Consider the following 18,397-nt stretch of genomic DNA (forward strand, 5'->3'; position numbering starts at 1 on the left):
GATCAGGCCGCGACGTTCGCCGCCCGCCGCCGGCGGACTTCATCCAGGTCCCGGTTGGCGCGCTCCAGCCAGGCCTCCGGCGTATCCGCGCCGGCCTCGGTGATGGCCACCACCAGCTGTGAATAATGCGTGCGGCCCTGACCGCTCTTGAAGGCGAAAGCCGCCACCGCTTGTTCCAGTTCCCGCGCCAGATCCAGTGCCTGTCTGGCGTCGATATCGGTCAGTAGGGCGGCGAAACGGTGGCCGGCGTAGCGGCACAGCAGGTCGTCGCGGCGCAGATTCAGCAACAGCAACTCCGCCACTTCCTGCAGCAGACGCTGGCCGTCCTGTTCGCCAAGATGGCGGCGGTCGGCGTCGAAGTCCGGCAACTCCATCATCAACAGAAGCGGGGGCGTGGCGCGGCGGGAAGCGAGGGCCAGATGTTCGCGCAGATAACCGGCCCGGGTGAGCGGGGTCAGACGATCAAAATCCCGATGCTCCCGGAACAGCTTTTCCCGCTTACGCAGCTGATCGCAGATCGCCTGTTGCTCCTTGTGCCAGTGATACAGACCCAGTGTCAGCAGCAACATGCCCACCGGCATGGCCCCGGATTCCAGCCAGTGGTCCCAGACGATGGTGGTCGGCAGTTGAATGACCTCGTCCATGACGTCCTGCCAGTAGGCCACGAAGATACCGCTGAGCCCCAGCGACAGAAGATTGGTGACACGGCCGGCGGGCCGGCTGTTGAGCATCAGGGCCAGCCAGATCAGCACCAGCAGGGCGGCGCCGCCTTCGCCGGCGATATCCAGCCAGACCACCTCGGCCATCGGTTTCAGGGTGCCGGTCAATGCATTGAGCGCCAGTATCGCCGAGGCGATGGTCAGCAGAGCAAACCACTTCCATCGATGTAGTGCGAATCCCCACATCCGTTATTACTCCTTTTTGAACTAGGCTGAACAGGCCCTACCACCCTTCCTACGCCGTGGGCATTGCACCGGCGTGACAGAAGTGGCGCCGTCACCGCGGGGGGTCGGATCAGCTCATGGCATCGGTGTTTTTTTCGTGCCGTGCCGGGCTGGTGCGCCGCGACCGATGGCTTCAGTGCCGGTAAATCGTCCGGGCAAGAGGGTGTGATCAGCTCAACAAGGGGCGTAAATGGCGTTCGAAGCCCTGATGGCAAGAGGCCAGGCCAAGGGGTGTAACGGAAGTGACATGGCCCCTCCCTAGGTTCCGTGCAACGCGGATGACGTTGCTGACTGCCTTGGGGGACCCATGACCCGCTATCAACTGAATACACCTGTTTTTAAACGTACGTTACTGGCCTCGGTGATCGGTGCCCTGGCGCAGGGCGCCGGCGCTGAAGAGAGCGTGGAGAGCCACCGTCTGCAGGCGGTGGAAGTGGTCGGCCAAAGCGCCAGTGTGGAAGAGGCGCTGGCCAGCCAACGCGCGGCCGACAACATCCAGACCACGGTGAGCGCCGATGCCATCGGTCAATTGCCGGATACCAACGTGTCGGAATCACTGCAACGCCTGCCCGGTGTGTCCATCGAACGGGACCAGGGCGAGGGCCGCTTCGTGCGGGTGCGTGGTCTGGCGCCGGACTACAACGCGGTGGATGTGGATGGCGTGCGGATTCCGGCGCCGGAGGCGGGGCGCCGGGCGGTGGCTCTGGATGTGGTGCCGGCGGATCTGTTGGAATCGCTCACCGTGGTGAAGACGCTGACCCCGGACATGGACGCCAATTCCCTCGGCGGGACGGTACAGGTGCGCAGCCTGTCCGCCTTCGACCGCCCGGGCCTTTACTATTCGGTGACCGGAAAGGGCAGTTACAACGAACTGATGGATGAAACCAGCCCGGAATTGTCCGCCGCTTTCAGCAATCGCTTCAGTATCGGCTCCGGTGAGGATAATTTCGGCGTGGCGGCGGCGTTCAGCTGGTCCGAGCGCGACTTCGGTTCCGATAACGTGGAAACCGGTGGCGGCTGGGACTTCGATGACGGTGATGCGCGGCTGGAGGAATTCGAACAGCGGGATTACACCATCACTCGGGAACGGCTCGGTCTGGCGTTGAACTTCGATTACCTGCCCAACGACAACAGCCGCTATTACTTGCGTACCCTGCACAGCCGTTTCCGGGATGAGGAAATCCGTCAGGCCAACGTGTTCGGCTTCGAGGAAGCCATGGCGCCCAACGAAACCGGCGCCGTGGAAGTACAGAAAGAGCTGAAGAACCGCGAGGAAACCCAGAAGATCACCTCGGTGGTGTTCGGCGGTGAGCAACGCTGGAATGACTGGGCCATGGAGTACCGTATCGGTCACAGCCGGGCCAGCGAGGACGAGCCCCGCCATACCGGTGGCGCCGTGTTTGCCGCCGAGTTCGACGATGGTGGCTATTATGGTAGTCGTAAACCTCGCCCGGTTTTCCCGTCCGGTTTTTTTGACGATGCCTTGTATGAGCTGGACGAAGTGGAGGTCGCCCAGAGTGACACCAAGGACCGGCAAACCGACCTGAAGTTGGATTTCACCCGTGATCTGATGTGGAACCAGCACTTTGCCACCCTCAAGTTCGGCGGCAAGGTGGCCCGCCGGGACAAGGAGTCCGACGCCGAAACCTGGATCTACGAGCCCGATGGCAATCTGTCGGATTTTGCCAAGGACGTGGATTATGGGCTGGGTGAGATGGGATCGGGCATCGATACCAGCGTGGACAATCTACTCAGTGGACCTGGCGAGCGGGACGACGAGGCGTCCGCCATCGAGGACTACGACATCTCCGAGGACAGCCGGGCGGCCTATGTGATGGGCACCGTGGACGTGGGGGATCTGCGTGTCCTGGGTGGGGTGCGGTACCAGAGCACCGACTTTTCCGCCCGAGGGTACGGCGTGGAAGATGGCGATATCGTCGCCAATCGCTTCAACGAGGATGAACAGCACTGGTTGCCGGCGCTGCATCTGCGTTACCGGGTGGGGCCGGATACTCAGATCCGGGCGGCGTTCACCCAGAGTGTAGTGCGACCCACCTTCGAGCAATTATCGCCGGGTTATGAAATCGATGGTGACGAGGCCAGTTTCGGCAATCCGGGGCTCAAGTCCCTGGAAGCGGACAACTACGATCTGGGCATCGAGCATTACATGGGGCGCGCCGGCGTGGTCTCCGCCTTCCTGTTCTATAAGGATCTGAAGAATTTCGTTTATCGCACCGATGTGGGCGGCGCCAGCGGTTACGAAATGTACGATGAGGCGGAGACATTTGAAAATGGCGACAGTGCTTCCCTGTACGGTCTGGAGCTGGCCTACTCGAAAACCTTCAGCGGCTTGCCGGCGCCGTTCAATGGCCTGTTGGTCGGTGCCAACGCCACTCTGGTTGATTCCGAGGCGCGCATTCGCGCTTATGACGAGGATGCCGGGGGGTACCGGGATCGCACCATCGCCTTGCCGAGCCAGTCGGACCTTACCGCCAATCTTATGGTGGGGTACGAGACCCGCAAGCTCAGCCTGCGGCTGGCCGCCAACTACACCGGAAACTATCTTCAGGAAGTGCAGGATCCTTTGGACAAGCGCTACGACATTCACGTGGACGATCACGTTCAACTGGATTTCACCGGCCATTATTTCCTGACCGAACAGCTGCAACTGACCTTCGAGGCGATCAACCTGACCGACGAACCCTTCTATGCCTACACCGGCAGGGAACGCTACAACGCGCAGTACGAAGAGTACGGTGCCACCTACAAACTGGGCCTGTCCCTGAAGCATTACTGAGGAGCCGTTGAATGAAACGGATGGGAACGAGAAGACGGTTTGCGATATTGCTTTGTGGTGGTCTGGGATTGGCGGGTTGCGCCGTGGATAGTGTGGCGGAATCGGACTGGCGGAGCTGGGAGCCGGAGCGGCGATTTCAGGATCTCTGGTATGCGCCGGGCACCACGCAGTGGGCGGCGCTGGATCAACGGGGCGGTCTCTGGATCAACGGCGAACGGCAGTCAAACGCCGCCCAGGGCTATCAGCATCTGGATGGCCGGGTTGTCGCTTCGGGAGATTGGCGCCTGGCGTTGGCGGAGCAGAGCAGCAATGAAGTGCATGTGCTGACCGTCCGCGATGGTCAGGTCATGGCAGGCAATACCATCCCCGCCCCGGACTATGAAGTGGCCGGTCTCTGTTTGTATCAGGACCGGGACGGCCTGTTGTCGGTGTTTCTGCTGGACGAGCGGGGCGGTGCCGATCAGTGGTTGATCAACGAGATGGTGGCGCCGCTGCGCCATCTGGTATTGCCGCCGGAGGTTCAGGCCTGCCGGGTGGACGACGACGATGGCGACCTCTACGTCAGTGAGGAGCGAGTTGGTGTCTGGCGTTATGCCGCCAATGCCGAGCGGGATCCCGAACGCCGGGTGGTGGACATGGTGGCGCCCCGAGGCGGGCTGCGGCTGGGCGCCGCCGGTCTGGCGGTGATTCCGGATGGGCTGGCGGTACTGGACAAGGACGCCGGGACCTTGCACCTGTATCGCGACGGCGAACCGGTGGGAGCGGCGATAACGGTGCCGGCTCAGAAGGAACCGGAAAAACTGGCGGCGCTTTGGCGGAACGGAGAGTTGACTCTGGTGGTATTGGACGACGAAGGAAGTGCCGCTCGGACCATGACGCTGCCCTGGCGGGCGGCGAACCCAACGTTCGGGAACACGGATATGGCGGTGGTGCACGCGGCGGCACAAACCGATCCGGTGGCCCGTTTCGGTGACGCCGCGGATGATCCGGCGATTTGGTTGCACCCGGAAAAACCGGAACACGGCCGTGTGCTCGGTACCGACAAAAAAGCGGGTTTGTACGTTTACGATCTGCTCGGCCGAACCCGGCAGTTTCTGCCCGTGGGGCGGCTCAACAATGTGGACGTGCGCGGTGACTGGGCGGTGGCCAGCAACCGGGATCATGACAGCCTCCAGGTGTTTCGTATCGACACCGAAGGCAACGTCTCCAACGCCGGTGAAATCGAAACCACGCTCAAGGACATTTACGGGGTGTGCCTTTATCTGGCCGGTGCCGATGAGCTGCATGCCATCGCCAACGGCAAGAATGGCGAGTTCGAACAATACCGCCTGGACCTCACCGGCGAGGCGCCCTCGGCGACCCTGGCGCGGCGTTTCCGGGTGGACAGCCAGCCGGAAGGGTGCGTGGCCGATGAAGTGACCGGCCAGTTGTTTGTCGGCGAGGAAGATCAGGCGGTGTGGACTCTGCCCGCCGACCCCGAAGTGCCCGCCACGCTGACCAAGGTCATGGCCGTGGGGGAGAAACTGGTGGCCGATATCGAAGGGCTGGCGATCTACGCCGGCGAGGACCACCGTTACCTGGTGATTTCCAGTCAGGGCAACGACAGCTATGTGGTCCTGGATGCCTTGCCGCCTTATGCCTACCGGGGACGATTCCGTATTGCTTTGGATTCACGGCGTGGCGTGGACGGGGTGTCGGAAACCGATGGCCTGGAAGTGACATCCGTCAACCTGGGGGGCGCTTACGAAGAAGGGCTGTTGGTGGTTCAGGATGGGCGCAACCGGTTGCCGCAGGCGCCGCAGAACTTCAAGTACGTGCCCTGGTCAGCGGTACGTGAGGCGTTGAACCTGACCAGAGAGGCGCGGCCATGAGCAGGCAATGGCGAACCGATCCCGAGGATTGGGAAGCGCAGGACGATCACCCGGTGCCCCGCGATACCGGGGGCCACTGGCTCAGCCTGACCCGGCGTGGTGTGCTCAAGGGTGGCCTGGGGCTGGCGGCGGTTTTTGTCGGTGGCTGCGCGGTGACTGGTGGCGCGCGGCCACGCATCGGGTTCACGCCGCTGCCGGTGCAAACCGACTCCGGTTTCGATACGGTGCGGGTGCCGGCGGGATATCGCGCGGTGCCTTTCTACAGTTGGGGAGATCCGATTGATGCCGAGGCGCCACGGTGGCGCGCGGATGCCGGTAACGATTGGCGCGATCAATTGCGGCAGGCCGGGGATAACCATGACGGGATGCACTATTTCCCGTTTGCGGATAATCCCAACGGGCACGGCCTGCTGGTGATCAATCATGAAAAAGTGGCGACGGATTTCCTGCATCCACGGGGGGCCACGATGCGGCATGATGAGCAGGGAAGGCCGCGTCGCCCCGGTGAAGAAGTGAACAAGGAACTGGCCGCCCACGGCGTCAGCGTCATCGACATCGCCAAGAACCGCGATGGCCAGTGGCGGCGAATCATGACGTCTTCCTATAACCGTCGCATCAGCGGTTTGACGCCGATGATACTGAGCGGTCCGGCGGCGGGCGCCGAAGCCATGCGCACCGCCTCGGACCCCACCGGGCGCCGGGTGATTGGCACGTTCGCCAATTGCGCGCTGGGCTATACCCCCTGGGGCACGTATCTGGCCTGTGAGGAAAACTGGCCGAACTACTTCGTCAATCGAGACGCGGAGGACTACCCGCGCCGTCCGCAACAGGCCCGCTACCGCGTCAGTCAGGGCGAGCGCAGCAACTACTATTCATGGGAAACCGTGGAGCCCCGCTTCGATGCCACGCCGGATCACTCCCGGCCTCACCAGGGGGAGGTCAATGAGCCGAACCGGTTCGGCTGGGTGGTGGAAATCGATCCCTTCGACCCGAACAGCACACCGGTGAAGCGTACCGCCATGGGGCGGCTGGTGCGCGAATGCGCCACGCCTTCGGTGGCCGACGACGGACGCATGGCGTTTTACTTCGGAGATGACACCCGGGGAGAGTACATCTACAAATTCGTGCCCCGTGACCGCTATCGCGCCGATGATCCCGGCGCCAACCGGGACCTGCTCGACCACGGCACTTTGTACGTGGCGGTATTCCATGACGACGGCCGTGGTGAGTGGCGGCCCTTGCGGCACGGTCAGGGGCCGCTCACCGCCGCCAATGGGTTCCCGGATCAGGCAGCGGTGCTGATCAACGCGCGCGGCGCCGCCGATCTGCTCGGAGCCACCCGCATGGATCGGCCCGAATGGGTGGCGGTGCGACCCGGCAGCCGCGAGGTTTACGTCACGCTGACCAATAACGATGAGCGCGGTGTCGATAACGGGCAGCCAGTGAACGCCGCCAATCCCAGGCCCAGGAATCTGCACGGACAGATTCTGCGCTGGCGGGAACGGGATAATGAGCCCACTGCCACGGTTTTTGATTGGGAGCTGTTTTTATTGGCGGGTTACCCTGCTGGCGGCGAGGCACCTGTCCATCAGTGGGGTAGCACCCAGGGCGACCTGTTCTCTTCGCCGGACGGACTGTGGTTCGATCCGGCGGGACGGCTCTGGATCGAGACCGATTACGACGATCAAAGCCCGGACCACCAGGCCATGGGAACCAACCAGCTGTTGTGCGCGGACCCGGACAGCGGTGAGGTGCGCCGTTTCCTGGTCGGGCCGAGGGGGTGTGAAATCACCGGTATTACCGGCACGCCGGACGGGCGGACCTTGTGGATCAACGTGCAGCATCCGGGAATCAGCTATCCGGCCAGCGATGGTCGCACCCGCCCCCGTTCCACCACGGTGCTGATCACACGCGACGACGGTGGCGAGATCGGCACTTAGAGGAACTGGACGCCGGACGCCAGACGCTAAAGTCAAAACCGGGGGCTGCGGGATTGCGGAAAAAAATTGCCGGGAGCAATGTTTAACGTTGCTCCGCGGTGGCCCGAAGGGTGACCGCCATGGGCGGCGGAAACAAAAAGCGTTTTTAGTGCTTGCCAGGGTGTTAGGTCTGGTTTCGCATTATCGGCGTCCGGCGTCCGGCGTCCGGCGTCCGGCGTCCGGCGTCCGGCGTCCGGCGTCCGGCGTCCGGCGTCCGGCGTCCGGCGTCCGGCGTCTAGTCTATGCCCAGATAACGAAACCACAGCGCGCGTCCGGTGCTGATGAAGTGCGGCAACAGGCGGACCACTTCGCCACGCGGGGACGGCCCGGTCCACTCTTCCGGCAGTAACGGGTCGGTGTTGAGAATTTTGGTGGCGGCCCGGCCCACGCGCAAAAAACGCGCGCACAGCACTTTGTCGGGAGCGGTGCCGGCGGGGGCCTGGTCGAGCAGCCGGCACATTTCATCACGGACCTTCTCGAGCAGGGTGTGACGGCGCCGAAAATCCCACAAGCCGGGCCTTGGGGTGACTGATAACTGATCGGCTCGCAGTAGCACGGTTTGCGGGGCCATGCCCAAGGCCCGCAATTCCTGCCGCAGGGCGGAAAAAGCCAGTGACAGGTTGGCGGGGCGGGCGAACAGATCCCGTTGCACCTCGGCGAAACCCCTTTGCCGGAGGGCTCTCTCATGTCCCCGCCAGCCGCTACGGTTGGAACGCGATACCTGGTGGGTGACCGCCACCCACCAGTTTTCTCTCCAGGGACACAGCAACTCGCTCAGACCCTGCCAGCGACCCTGCTCCCGGGCCCAGGGGGCGTTTTCCGCCAATTGCCAGCTGCCGCGTTGAGGGCTGATGATGGCGCCTTGCGTGGACAGGCGGCTCACCGCCACGCGAACGGCTCCGGCCTTGAACCCCATGATGTCGCCACCCTGGGCCAGGGCCACCGAGGTCAGAGCGGTATCCGCGGCCACGGCGAGCATATCCAGGACCAGTGTTCTGGGGGTCAATTCCGCCAGTTTGGTGAGCGAGGGGATTGACGGTCGTCCCTGGGGAGTTACATCATCTTTCATTGATTCCACTTTTGAGTAACAAGTTAAGGGGTGACCAGTGGGCATTATTTCATGAAACCCAACCGTCTTACTTACCTGCTTGAAGGCCTGGTTGCCACTTGGAATTGAAACAACGTGCCGGAGTTCGCGTTCCAATTCGACCAGCAGCGCGGCGCTGGCCAAGGGAGTATGTCAACAACAGGATGTGGTGATGGAACCTGCTATCGCGAACACCAGTGACGCGGTTCGGACTTGTCTGGAGCAGGCGCCGACGCCGTTGCGATTATTGCGTCAGGCCGCGGCCCGCCACCCGGATCATCCGGCGCTGGTGTACCTGTGCGATGCCGATACCGGCCATCGGATGACGGTCAGTTATGCCCGTTTGCTGGCCGAGACCGAGGCGGTGGCCCGCGCTCTGCGCGCCAGCGGTGTGACTCCGGAAGATGGCGTGGCCATGTTCCTGCCCCTGGTGCCGGAGGCGGTTTCCACGCTGATCGCCGCCTGTTCGGTGGGGGTGGCGTTTCCGGTGAACCTGCTGATGTCGGAACAGGCGATCGCCTCCCAACTGGCGCTGGCCCGATGCAAAGTGGTGATCACCGTGGGCCCCCATGTGGAGTCGGACTTGAGCGAACGGGTCCTCGCCGCCGCCGCGAGCTTGCCGCGACCGCCTCATGTCGTGGTCTTGCCGGTAACCGAGGCAGAGCGGGCCGTAAGCGGCGGGGAGCTTTGGCCGGCGTTCTTGGCGAAGGCGGAGAACACCGACCTGGCCGCGGATGACGACCCGGAGCGTGTGGCCGCTCTGCTGCACACCGGGGGGAGCACTTATGCGCCGAAACTGGCGGAACTGACCCTGGGTAATCTGGCCGCCGGCGCGGTGCTGACCTGTGCGGGGTGCGGCTACAGTCAGAGTGACCGTCTGCTGAACGGCTTGCCCCTGTTTCATGTGGGCAGCTCGGTGGACGCGGTGCTGGCGATCATCGCAGGCGGTGCCACTTCGGTGCTGCCCACTGCCTTGGGACTAAAGAATCCGGCGGTGATCCAGCATTTCTGGTCCCTGCTGGAGACGCTGGAGGTAACGTTGGTGGGCGGCGTGCCGACGCTGCTGTCGACCCTGGCCGATGCTCCCCGGCAGCCGTCGCGATGCGCTTCACTGAGAGCTTTCCTCACTGGTGGTTCGGCGCTCAATCCGCGGTTGGCCCAGCGGCTGGAAACGCTAAGCGGGGCGCCGGTGTATCAGCTTTACGGCATGACCGAGTCCGCCGGTATCATCACCGCTCAATTCATCGACGGGATGTTCCGGCCGCCCTTGGCCGGGCACCCGGTGCCGCTGGTGGAGGTGGCCATCGAGGAGCCGGGGCGGCCGCTCCGGGCCGGCCAGCGGGGCGAGCTGTGGGTCCGGGGTCCCAATGTCTTCGCCGGTTATCGCACCGCCACGGGCACGCAGGACCGGCCGCACAACGGCTGGGTCCCGTCCGGGGATCGGGTGGCGGTCACCGATGATGGGCAGCTGCGGATTGTCGGTCGCACCAAGGAAGTGATTATCCGCAGCGGCCATAATATCGATCCACAAATGCTGGAGCAGGTGGCGGAAGAACACCCGTCGGTCCTGGAGGCGGCGGTGGTGGCGATGCCGGATCAGCACGCCGGAGAATTGCCAGTGCTGTATGTGACGCTGCGCGCCGGGGCGGAGGCGTCCTGCATCGAGAGCATCGACGCCTTCGTGCGTGATCGTATCGCCGTGCCGCAGGCGCGCCCCCGCCATGTCTTCGTACTGCCTTCGATGCCGATGACACCGCTGGGCAAGGTGGCGCGTTATCAATTGCGGCAGAAAGCGGTGAGCTATCGGGCCGGGCAATTGATCGCCGAGCTGGATACCGGCGCCCGGGTAAGCTGCCCGCAGCCGGACGCCAAATCAATCATTATCGACTGGTCCTCATCGTCGGCCGCGGCCATGCAGGATCGGGCGCGGGAGCGGCTGGCGGAACTCGGGCTGGTGCTGATGTCCGCCTGAAGGCGATGCCGGATCAAGTCCGGCATGATGTTTTCAGGCTTTTGAATTTGGCGTGCCAGCGAGCCCTGGAACCAGTGGCTTACCAGCCGCGCTATCCGTTTGAAGCAACGCCAGTCCCTGGGTGATGGGTCATTCCTCCCAGCCGGCCAGCACCAGTTTGCCGATGGTCCGGCCATCCTCAATACGGCGGTGTGCCTGTTTCAGGTTGGTGGCGTTGATCGGGCCCAGGGATTCGCCCAGTGTGGTTTGCAGTATGCCGTCATCCACCAGTTTGGCGGCCTGGGACAGAATCTCCCCTTGGCGCTGCATATCCACGCCGAACATGGCCCGGGTAAACATGAACTCCCAGGCGAAGCGGGCGCTTTTGGGCTTCAGCGCGTTCAGGTCCAGAGGGCCGCGGGCATCGACAATGGTAACGATGCCGCCCAGCGGGTTAATCAACTCGCAGGCTTGGGTCCAGTACGGATCCGGTTCCTGGGCCAGCAGAATGGCATCCACGCCATTGATGCCGAGAGCTTTCACCGGCTCCACCAGCCCCTGGCGGTAATCGATGGTGTGGGCGGCGCCCATGGATTGGCACCAACGGGCGGATTCGTCACGGCCGGCGGTGGCGATCACCGTCATGCCAAAATGGCGGGCGGCCAGTTGAATGCCGATGGAACCGACACCGCCGGCGCCGCCCACCACTAACAGGGTCTTGCCCTTGGCGGTGTCCGGGGTCAGGCCGAGCTGGTCTTCCAGGGCTTCCCAGACCGTCAGGGTGGTCAGTGGCAAAGCGGCGGCTTCCTGCATGCCCAGACTGTCGGGTTTGTGTGCCACCAGCCTTTCATCAACGCATTGGAACTGGGCGTTGCTGCCCTGGCGTTGCATGGCGCCGGCGTACCAGACCCGGTCGCCGGGTTTGAAACCTTGAACCTCATCACCCACCGCCTGCACCCGGCCGGCGGCGTCATACCCGAGCACGCGGAAACCGGGTTCGGCCAATGGCCGTTGTCGCACTTTGGTGTCCACCGGATTCACCGACACCGCTTCCACCGCGATCAACAGATCGCGGGGACCGGGAACCGGTGTCTCCAGCTCGATATCCTGTAACGCGTGCAGGTCTTCAATGGCTCGGGGGCGGTCGAAACCGACAGCTTTCATCCTCTCCTCCTGGTAACGCAGTTTGGCGCAAAGTGAGCCCGCGCGGACCGGTCGCCGCCGTGTAGGATGACAAGCGGGTCTCGGGGCGGCATGGCAATGGGCCGCGGGTTTCAGAACACAAGGATACCATCATGAATTTCGACGAATACCGTAAGTTGGATGGCGTGGCCCTGGCCGGGCTGGTGGCCCGGGGGGAAGTCAGCGCGGCGGAATTGCTGGAACTGGCCATAGCCCGGGCGGAGCAGGTCAATCCGAAGCTCAACGGCTTGGTCATTCCGCTTTACGAGGAAGGCCGGCGCACGGCGGCGGGACCGCTTTCCGGGCCGTTGGCGGGGGTGCCCATGCTGGCCAAGGACCTGTTCCAGGAAATGGCCGGGGCGCCCTGTTATATGGGTAACAAGGCGCTCAAGAGAATGGGCTTTCGCGCCCCCCACGATTCGGAACTGGTGAGGCGCTGGCGCGAGGCTGGCCTGGTGTTGTTCGGGCGTACCAACACGCCGGAGTTTGGCGCCAAGGGTATCACCGAGCCGGATTCGTTCGGCGCCTGCCGCAACCCCTGGAATCCCGAGCACACCCCCGGCGGCTCTTCCGGCGGCTCGGCGTCGCTGGTGGCCGCCGGGGTGGTGCCGTTCGCCGGCGCCAATGACGGCGGCGGCAGTATCCGTATTCCGGCGGCCTGCTGCGGCCTGTTCGGGCTCAAGCCCGGCCGCGGCCGCACGCCCTGGGGGCCGGATTTCGGCGAAGCCCTGCACGGACTGTCGGTGAATCACGCGGTGACCCGTTCCGTGCGCGATTGCGCGGTGTTGCTGGAGGCGGTGGCCGGAGACGAACTCGCCAGTCTCTATCCGCTGGCGCCGCCCGCGCGGCCATACCGTGAAGAGGTTGAACGTGACCCGGGGGCCTTGCGTATCGCCTTCACCAGTCGCTCGCCCATAGGCACGGCGGTGGATCCGGAGGCGGTGAAGGCGGTGGAGAACACGGCTCGTCTGCTGGAATCCCTCGGTCACCAGGTGGAGGAAGCGGAACCGGAGATCGACGTCATGGCCATGAGTATGGACTGGCTGATGGTCTGGTTCACCAAGTGCGCCGACAGCGTCAACGAAATGCGCCGGCTCACTGGCGCCGGTGACGACGGATTTGAGCTGGATACCCTGGGGATGGCGGCGTTCGGGCGCAGCTTGAGCGCGCCGGATTACCTGCGGTGCTACCAGCACTGGCAGACCTATACACATCAGCTGATGGCGTTTCTTCAAGGGTATGACTTCTTGATGACGCCGACCCTGGCCATGCCACCGGCGCGTATCGGTGCCATGGCGACCCCGCCCTTGCAGCAAGCGGCACTGAAGCTGGTACTGAAAACCGGTGCGCAAAAACTGCTGATGAAAACCGGGCTGGTGGAGCAGATGGCGCGGGAAAACCTGAAATACACGCCGTTCACGCAACTGGCCAATGTCACTGGTGTGCCGGCCATGTCGGTGCCGCTGCACTGGTGTGACAACGGTTTGCCGCTGGGTGTGCAGTTTGTCGGCGGTCATGGCGACGAAGGCAAGCTGTTGTCTCTGGCGGCACAGTTGGAACGGGCCGAGCCGTGGTTTGATCGGGTGCCACCGGAGTTATAAGCGCTCCTCGGGGTTTAGTGATCTCTTCATCGAGGGCAGCGAAGCCGTGTTAGGTCTCGAGGTAACCGGCAAACTCGGGGGCTGGCCTTGGAGACATAAATCTGGAGGCCGCTACAATGCTGCTGTGGGAAGCTTGCTTGCAAGCGAATGGGCCTCTGGATCCCGAGATTCGCTTGCCAGCAAGCTTCCCACAGTGGCTTCGTAGTCCCGTCTGTGCCAGCGGTTGACGTTGCTGGTGCCCGGAAGGCCTCCGAGCAATCGGTTTAAAAACCGTAAAGGCGGGCAGGGTTGTCGACCAGAATCTTGCGAATGATGGTCTCGTCATGCCCGGCCCATTGGAAGAATTCTTCCAGCAGCGTGGTGTCATCCGGCATCGGCACGGAAATACACACGTGGGGCCAGTCACTGGCCCACAGGATCTGATCGGGATTGGCTTTGATCAGTGCCTTGGCATAGGGCGTGACGTCGGAGTAGGGAGTGTCCGGCTGGTTGGTGAAGCGATAAGCGCCGGATAGTTTCACCCAGGCCTTGCCGTCCCGGGCCAGACGCAGCAGATCACGGAATCCCGGATGCTTCACGCCGATGCTGGCCGGCATGTGTCCCATGTGATCGATCACCACCTCCACTGGCAGGTTGGCCACGGTGTCGTAGAGATCGGCGAATTCCGAGATGTCGATCAGCAACTGCAGATGCCAGCCCAGCGGCGCCACCTTGCGGGCCAGACTGGTCACGTCCGAGACCTCGACACCACTCTTGTAGATCAGGTTGACGCGCACGCCGCGTACCCCGAGGGCATCCATTTCCCGGAGTTCCCGTTCACTGGTCTGGTCACTGATCACCACCACGCCGCGATAGTTGTCGCCGCCTTGACGCAGGGCTTCCAGGGCCACCCGGTTGTCGTAGCCGTAGACGCTGGGTTGCACGATAACCCCCCGGCTCAGCCCCAGTGTGCCCTGCATTTTTCGGTAGTCGTCCAGTGATGCCGGCGGTGGCGTATAGGAACGATGTGGCGTGAAAGGGTGGACCGCCGCATCCCCGATAATGTGAAAGTGGCAGTCGCAGGCGCCTTCGGGAAGTGGCATTGATGGCGCGCGACAGCTTGATACCGGTGGTGCGCAGGGCGGGGCGTAGGTTTCGCCAAGTGACGTCATGCGGGTCACTTCCCAACCCTGAAGACCACGCAGCCCGTTGCGCTCGGCGGAATTGATGATCTGGGTCCAGGCGGCGCGGCGGGCCAGGTCCGGGTCGCCCACGGTGATCGCCTCGAGGATCGCCTCGTATTCGGTCAGCACGGTTTCACGCAGTGCCTCGGAAGTGGCGATGCGCCGTTCGAAAGAGGCGGCCTCAAAGATATGGGCGGTCAGAAACAGCACGAAATTCTTGAAGTATTCGTTGCCGGTGGCGTCGGCGATGGCGCGTTTGAAAGCCAGGCTGCTCTCGACCATGCCCTGGCCAGTGGCAAGGGCGTCGCGTAACGCGGACAGGGCGGCCCGGATTGCCGCGAGCTGGCTGCGGGAACGGCGGCGGGCCGCCATGCCGGCGGCGGAGACTTCGAGGTCAAGACGCAACTCATAGAGCTGGCGGAGCTTGGGTAGATGGCTGAGCTCATCGTGGTCGATGCGAAAGCTGTTGCGATGGGCCTTGTTGGACACGAAAGCGCCCAGACCCTGATGGCTCTCCACCAACCCTTCCGACTTGAGTCGCGCTATTGCTTCCCGGACCACGTTACGCCCGACACCAAACCGCGCCGTCAGTTGTGACTCACTGGGAATACGGTCGCCGGGCTTGAGGCGGCCGGCGGAAATCTCCGCTTCCAGATGGCGGGAGATCTTGACGGAAAGCTGGCTGCGTCCTGCAGCGGCAGCTTGTTTCATAAGGCTCATCCTGTGGTCTGTGCGAACGGTGTCGGGTAAACGGCGCCGAGGCCGTGGGCAGTAATAGTACCTCTCCGGGGGGCTGCACGCTCCATGCACGGGTCGGTGGTGGTTCGGCCACGGGAAAGGCAGCCCGGGTTGTTTCGCGGGGGAGGCACGATGACCGACTTTACAGCACTGGTAAATTTATGATCAACTTGTAGGACAAGTTGGGTGGGCGCTTCTCATTCCGCCTGCCCCCACGCCATCAACTCCATCAAAACAAACAGGAAAGCCGTGATGACGTCTTTACCCAGATCCGTCAAAACGTTGATGACCGCTGCCATTCTGGCGACGACCCTGGCCGCGGCGAGCGTGACTCAGGCCGCCACCGTGATCCGCCTGGGCTGGACCACCGCCGACAGCGAAGTGGATCCCTACGCCATTGCCGCGCACTACTTCCAGGAAGAACTGGAAGCCGCGGCACCGGGACAGTTCGAAATCAAATTCTTCCCCAACAACCAGTTGGGTAATGACACGGACATGCTGCAGGGGATGCAATTCGGAACGCTGGATGCCGGCGTTATCACCGGCACCCAGTTAGGGACCCTGGACAAGAGCTTCCAACTCCTTGACCTGCCTTTCCTGTTCAAGGATCGGGCCCAGGCCCACGAGGTGCTGGATGGCGAAGTGGGGCAGGAGTTGTTCGCACGGTTGGAAAAGCAGGGGCTGATCGGCCTGGGATTCGGCGAGGCCGGTTTCCGGCATGTCATCAACAACAAGCGGGAAGTGCTGGAGCCCGGTGACTTGCAGGGGGTGAAGCTGCGCGTACAACCAAGCGATCTGTTTATCGCCAGCTTCCGTGCCCTGGGCGCCAACCCGGTCCCGATGGCCTGGAGCGACGCCTACATGGCGGTGCAGCAAGGCACGGTGGACGGTCTCGAGATTCCGCTGGCGGTGATTTACGCCAACAAATACGCCGACGTGGTGAAGTACCTGTCGCTGACCAACCACACCTATAACGCCTTGCCGCTGCTGATGTCCAAGCAGGCCTTCTCCCGTTTGTCGTCCGAACAGCAGGAAGCGGTGCGTACCGCCGCGCGGAAAGCCATCGAGCGGCAACGCGCCGAGGTGGCGAAGAACGAGCAGGCGCTGATCGAGAAGATCAAGGCCAAAGGCATGGCGGTTACCGAGATTGCCGACACCGGCGCTTTCCGTGATGAGGTGCGCCCCGTCTATGAAGAATATCGGCCAAGAATCGGCGAAGACCTGGTCGACCGCGCTATGGAACTGGTCACGGAATAACGGTGGTACAGGGCTCTGGCAAGGTCGCGGAGCCCAATCCTCAGAGCCTTGGTATGTACAGATATCTCGAAGCAGGCAGCAAATACCTTGCCGCCGCGACGGCCGCGCTCGGCGCGGCCTGCGCGTTGATCATGACTCTGGCCTTGCTGGCGGGTGTGTTCTGCCGATACGTACTGAATTCCTCTTTGTCCTGGAGCGACGAGGTCGCGTTGCTGGCGTTCAGTTGGACGGTATTCCTGTTCGCCAGTGTACTGACGCGGGAGTTCGGACACGTGCGCGTTTCCATCGTGGTGGACGCCTTGCCCGGCTTGCTCAAACACGCTCTTGAGCGGGGCAGCGTGCTATTGATCCTGCTGTTCGGCGGGTTGATGTTCTGGGCCGGTTGGCAGTTCACCGCTTTCACCGCGCACCAGGTGTCACCGGCGCTGCGCTACCCGTTGTGGCTGCAAGGCGCGGCGGTGCCGGCCTGCGGCGCCTTGATGGTCTTCCATGCCTTGGTGCTGCTGTTCCGCCCCGGGCCGCTTGACGAGCAGGGAGGTGCCGTCGATGAGTGAGATTGGCATTGTTCTGATCGTCGGGTTGTTTGTTCTGCTGCTGTTGGGCGTCCCCATCGCCTTTACCCTGGGCCTGCTCACCGCCGTTGGTATCTGGATGGCGGACTATAATCCGATGATCCTGGCCCAGCGTCTGATCGCCGGGAGCACCATCACCAGCCTGCTGGCCATACCCGGTTTCATCCTGGTTGGGGACCTGATGAGCGCGGGTGGGTTGTCCAAGCGCCTGGTCAGGGTGGCCTCGGTCTGTTTCGGTCATCTGACCGGCGGGCTTTCCATGTCCACCGTGGCGGCGGGTACGTTTTTTGGCGCGATTACCGGATCCGCGCCGGCCACCACCGCCGCGGTGGGGTCGGTGATGATCGATGAGCTGGAGAAACGGGGTTACTCGCGCGGTTACGGCGCGGCGCTGTCCACCTCCATCGGACCGCTGGGGCAGATGATTCCGCCTTCCATCCCCATGATCATCTGGGGGGTACTGTCGGAAGAATCGATTTCCAAATTGTTCCTGGCGGGTGTCCTGCCCGGTCTGATCGCCGCGGCGGGGTTCTGCGTCGTCGGTTATGTCCATGCCCGGCGCCTGGGTATCGCCCGGGAGAAGCGGCCCGGTGTCCGGGAGATCCTGGCGGCGATCCGGGAAGGGATATGGGCGTTGTTGGCGCCGGTGGTGATCCTCGGAGGTATTTACGGGAGCGTGTTCACGCCCACCGAAGCGGCCATGGTGGGCGCGTTGTACAGCCTTGTCATTGGCCTGTTCATTTACAAGGATCTGCAGTGGAAATCGCTGATACCGTTATTCATAAAGTCGATGCGCACCACCACGGTGATCATGTTCATTATCGTGGTGGCTTACGGCTTTGCCTGGATCATCGCCAGTGAGCAGATTCCCTCCCAGGTCACGCAAGTGCTGCTGAGTCTCACCTCGAACCCGTTCCTGATCCTGCTGTTGCTGAACATCATGTTGCTGGTGCTTGGCGCGGTCATGGACACCGTGTCCGCCATGGTCATCCTCAGCGGGGTGCTGACCGCCGTGGGTACTCAGGTGGGTCTGGATCCGATTCAACTGGGCGCCATGGTGGTGATTAATTTCGCCGTGGGGATGATCACCCCGCCGCTGGGGTATTCCCTGTTCGTCGCCTCCACCATCAGTGGTTTGAGTATCGAGAAAGTGGCCCGCAATCTCTGGCCGTTCTTCCTGGTCCTCATTGGCGTGGTGGCACTGACCGCCTATGTACCGGCGGTGACGCTTTGGCTTCCGGGCCTGTTGGGGTAG

Annotated in this window: 12 protein-coding genes; 8 read left to right on the forward strand and 4 right to left on the reverse strand. The window is 63.0% G+C overall.

Annotated features, from left to right (window positions below):
• Positions 1–2: 2 nt before the first annotated feature.
• The gene (locus E0L37_RS01465) at positions 3–905 is read right to left on the reverse strand and encodes a diguanylate cyclase domain-containing protein (RefSeq protein WP_133490037.1); all 903 of its coding nucleotides are present in this window, start codon (positions 903–905) and stop codon (positions 3–5) included.
• 346 nt (positions 906–1,251) lie between these two features.
• Between E0L37_RS01465 and E0L37_RS01470 the strand changes: the two genes are divergently transcribed.
• From E0L37_RS01470 to E0L37_RS01480, 3 genes are read left to right on the forward strand one after another with little or no spacing between them, the layout of a single operon-like run.
• On the forward strand, positions 1,252–3,741 hold the full coding sequence (locus E0L37_RS01470) for a TonB-dependent receptor (RefSeq protein WP_133490038.1): 2,490 nt from the start codon (positions 1,252–1,254) through the stop codon (positions 3,739–3,741).
• Positions 3,742–3,752: 11 nt separating this feature from the next.
• Positions 3,753–5,612: a phytase gene (locus tag E0L37_RS01475; RefSeq protein ID WP_133490039.1), complete on the forward strand. Its 1,860-nt coding sequence runs from the start codon at positions 3,753–3,755 to the stop codon at positions 5,610–5,612.
• Positions 5,609–7,552 carry a PhoX family phosphatase gene (locus E0L37_RS01480; protein WP_133490040.1) on the forward strand — a complete coding sequence of 648 codons (1,944 nt, stop codon included), beginning with the start codon at positions 5,609–5,611 and terminating at the stop codon, positions 7,550–7,552. Before E0L37_RS01475 ends, E0L37_RS01480 begins: the two co-directional genes overlap by 4 nt.
• A 274-nt stretch (positions 7,553–7,826) precedes the next feature.
• Here the strand turns inward: E0L37_RS01480 and E0L37_RS01490 are convergent, their stop codons facing one another.
• Entirely contained in the window at positions 7,827–8,660 is an 834-nt protein-coding gene (locus tag E0L37_RS01490) for a hypothetical protein (RefSeq protein WP_133490042.1), read from the reverse strand.
• A gap of 190 nt (positions 8,661–8,850) precedes the next feature.
• Here E0L37_RS01490 and E0L37_RS01495 point away from each other — a divergent pair, with 190 nt between their 5' ends.
• A complete protein-coding gene (locus E0L37_RS01495; protein WP_133490043.1) occupies positions 8,851–10,650 on the forward strand; it encodes an AMP-binding protein in 1,800 nt (599 codons plus the stop codon).
• A gap of 129 nt (positions 10,651–10,779) precedes the next feature.
• Here the strand turns inward: E0L37_RS01495 and E0L37_RS01500 are convergent, their stop codons facing one another.
• Positions 10,780–11,793 (reverse strand): zinc-binding alcohol dehydrogenase family protein, encoded by a 1,014-nt coding sequence (locus tag E0L37_RS01500; protein WP_133490044.1) that lies wholly within the window; start codon positions 11,791–11,793, stop codon positions 10,780–10,782.
• 131 nt (positions 11,794–11,924) lie between these two features.
• On the opposite strand from E0L37_RS01500, the gene E0L37_RS01505 reads away from it, so the two are divergent.
• The gene (locus tag E0L37_RS01505) at positions 11,925–13,412 is read left to right on the forward strand and encodes an amidase (protein WP_133490045.1); all 1,488 of its coding nucleotides are present in this window, start codon (positions 11,925–11,927) and stop codon (positions 13,410–13,412) included.
• 263 nt (positions 13,413–13,675) lie between these two features.
• On the opposite strand, the gene E0L37_RS01510 is transcribed toward E0L37_RS01505, so the two are convergent.
• Entirely contained in the window at positions 13,676–15,286 is a 1,611-nt protein-coding gene (locus tag E0L37_RS01510) for an amidohydrolase family protein (RefSeq protein ID WP_133490046.1), read from the reverse strand.
• Positions 15,287–15,565: 279 nt separating this feature from the next.
• On the opposite strand from E0L37_RS01510, the gene E0L37_RS01515 reads away from it, so the two are divergent.
• Genes E0L37_RS01515 through E0L37_RS01525 form a run of 3 tightly spaced genes read left to right on the forward strand, consistent with a single transcriptional unit; the run spans position 15,566 to position 18,397 of the window.
• Entirely contained in the window at positions 15,566–16,570 is a 1,005-nt protein-coding gene (locus E0L37_RS01515) for a TRAP transporter substrate-binding protein (RefSeq protein WP_133490047.1), read from the forward strand.
• Positions 16,571–16,623: 53 nt separating this feature from the next.
• A complete protein-coding gene (locus E0L37_RS01520; protein WP_133490048.1) occupies positions 16,624–17,124 on the forward strand; it encodes a TRAP transporter small permease in 501 nt (166 codons plus the stop codon).
• Positions 17,117–18,397 (forward strand): TRAP transporter large permease, encoded by a 1,281-nt coding sequence (locus tag E0L37_RS01525; protein WP_133490049.1) that lies wholly within the window; start codon positions 17,117–17,119, stop codon positions 18,395–18,397. Before E0L37_RS01520 ends, E0L37_RS01525 begins: the two co-directional genes overlap by 8 nt.

It is taken from the genome of Alcanivorax sp. 24 (genome assembly GCF_004360225.1).
In the GTDB taxonomy this organism is placed as follows: domain Bacteria; phylum Pseudomonadota; class Gammaproteobacteria; order Pseudomonadales; family Alcanivoracaceae; genus Alloalcanivorax; species Alloalcanivorax xiamenensis.

Coding starts and splice junctions, on each gene's coding strand:
- E0L37_RS01515 (WP_133490047.1), top strand. CDS start 15,566: ATGACGTCTTTACCCAGATCCGTCAAAACGTTGATGACCGCTGCCATT.
- E0L37_RS01495 (WP_133490043.1), top strand. CDS start 8,851: ATGGAACCTGCTATCGCGAACACCAGTGACGCGGTTCGGACTTGTCTG.
- E0L37_RS01525 (WP_133490049.1), top strand. CDS start 17,117: ATGAGTGAGATTGGCATTGTTCTGATCGTCGGGTTGTTTGTTCTGCTG.
- E0L37_RS01490 (WP_133490042.1), bottom strand. CDS start 8,660: ATGAAAGATGATGTAACTCCCCAGGGACGACCGTCAATCCCCTCGCTC.
- E0L37_RS01520 (WP_133490048.1), top strand. CDS start 16,624: ATGTACAGATATCTCGAAGCAGGCAGCAAATACCTTGCCGCCGCGACG.
- E0L37_RS01505 (WP_133490045.1), top strand. CDS start 11,925: ATGAATTTCGACGAATACCGTAAGTTGGATGGCGTGGCCCTGGCCGGG.
- E0L37_RS01480 (WP_133490040.1), top strand. CDS start 5,609: ATGAGCAGGCAATGGCGAACCGATCCCGAGGATTGGGAAGCGCAGGAC.
- E0L37_RS01470 (WP_133490038.1), top strand. CDS start 1,252: ATGACCCGCTATCAACTGAATACACCTGTTTTTAAACGTACGTTACTG.
- E0L37_RS01500 (WP_133490044.1), bottom strand. CDS start 11,793: ATGAAAGCTGTCGGTTTCGACCGCCCCCGAGCCATTGAAGACCTGCAC.
- E0L37_RS01465 (WP_133490037.1), bottom strand. CDS start 905: ATGTGGGGATTCGCACTACATCGATGGAAGTGGTTTGCTCTGCTGACC.
- E0L37_RS01510 (WP_133490046.1), bottom strand. CDS start 15,286: ATGAAACAAGCTGCCGCTGCAGGACGCAGCCAGCTTTCCGTCAAGATC.
- E0L37_RS01475 (WP_133490039.1), top strand. CDS start 3,753: ATGAAACGGATGGGAACGAGAAGACGGTTTGCGATATTGCTTTGTGGT.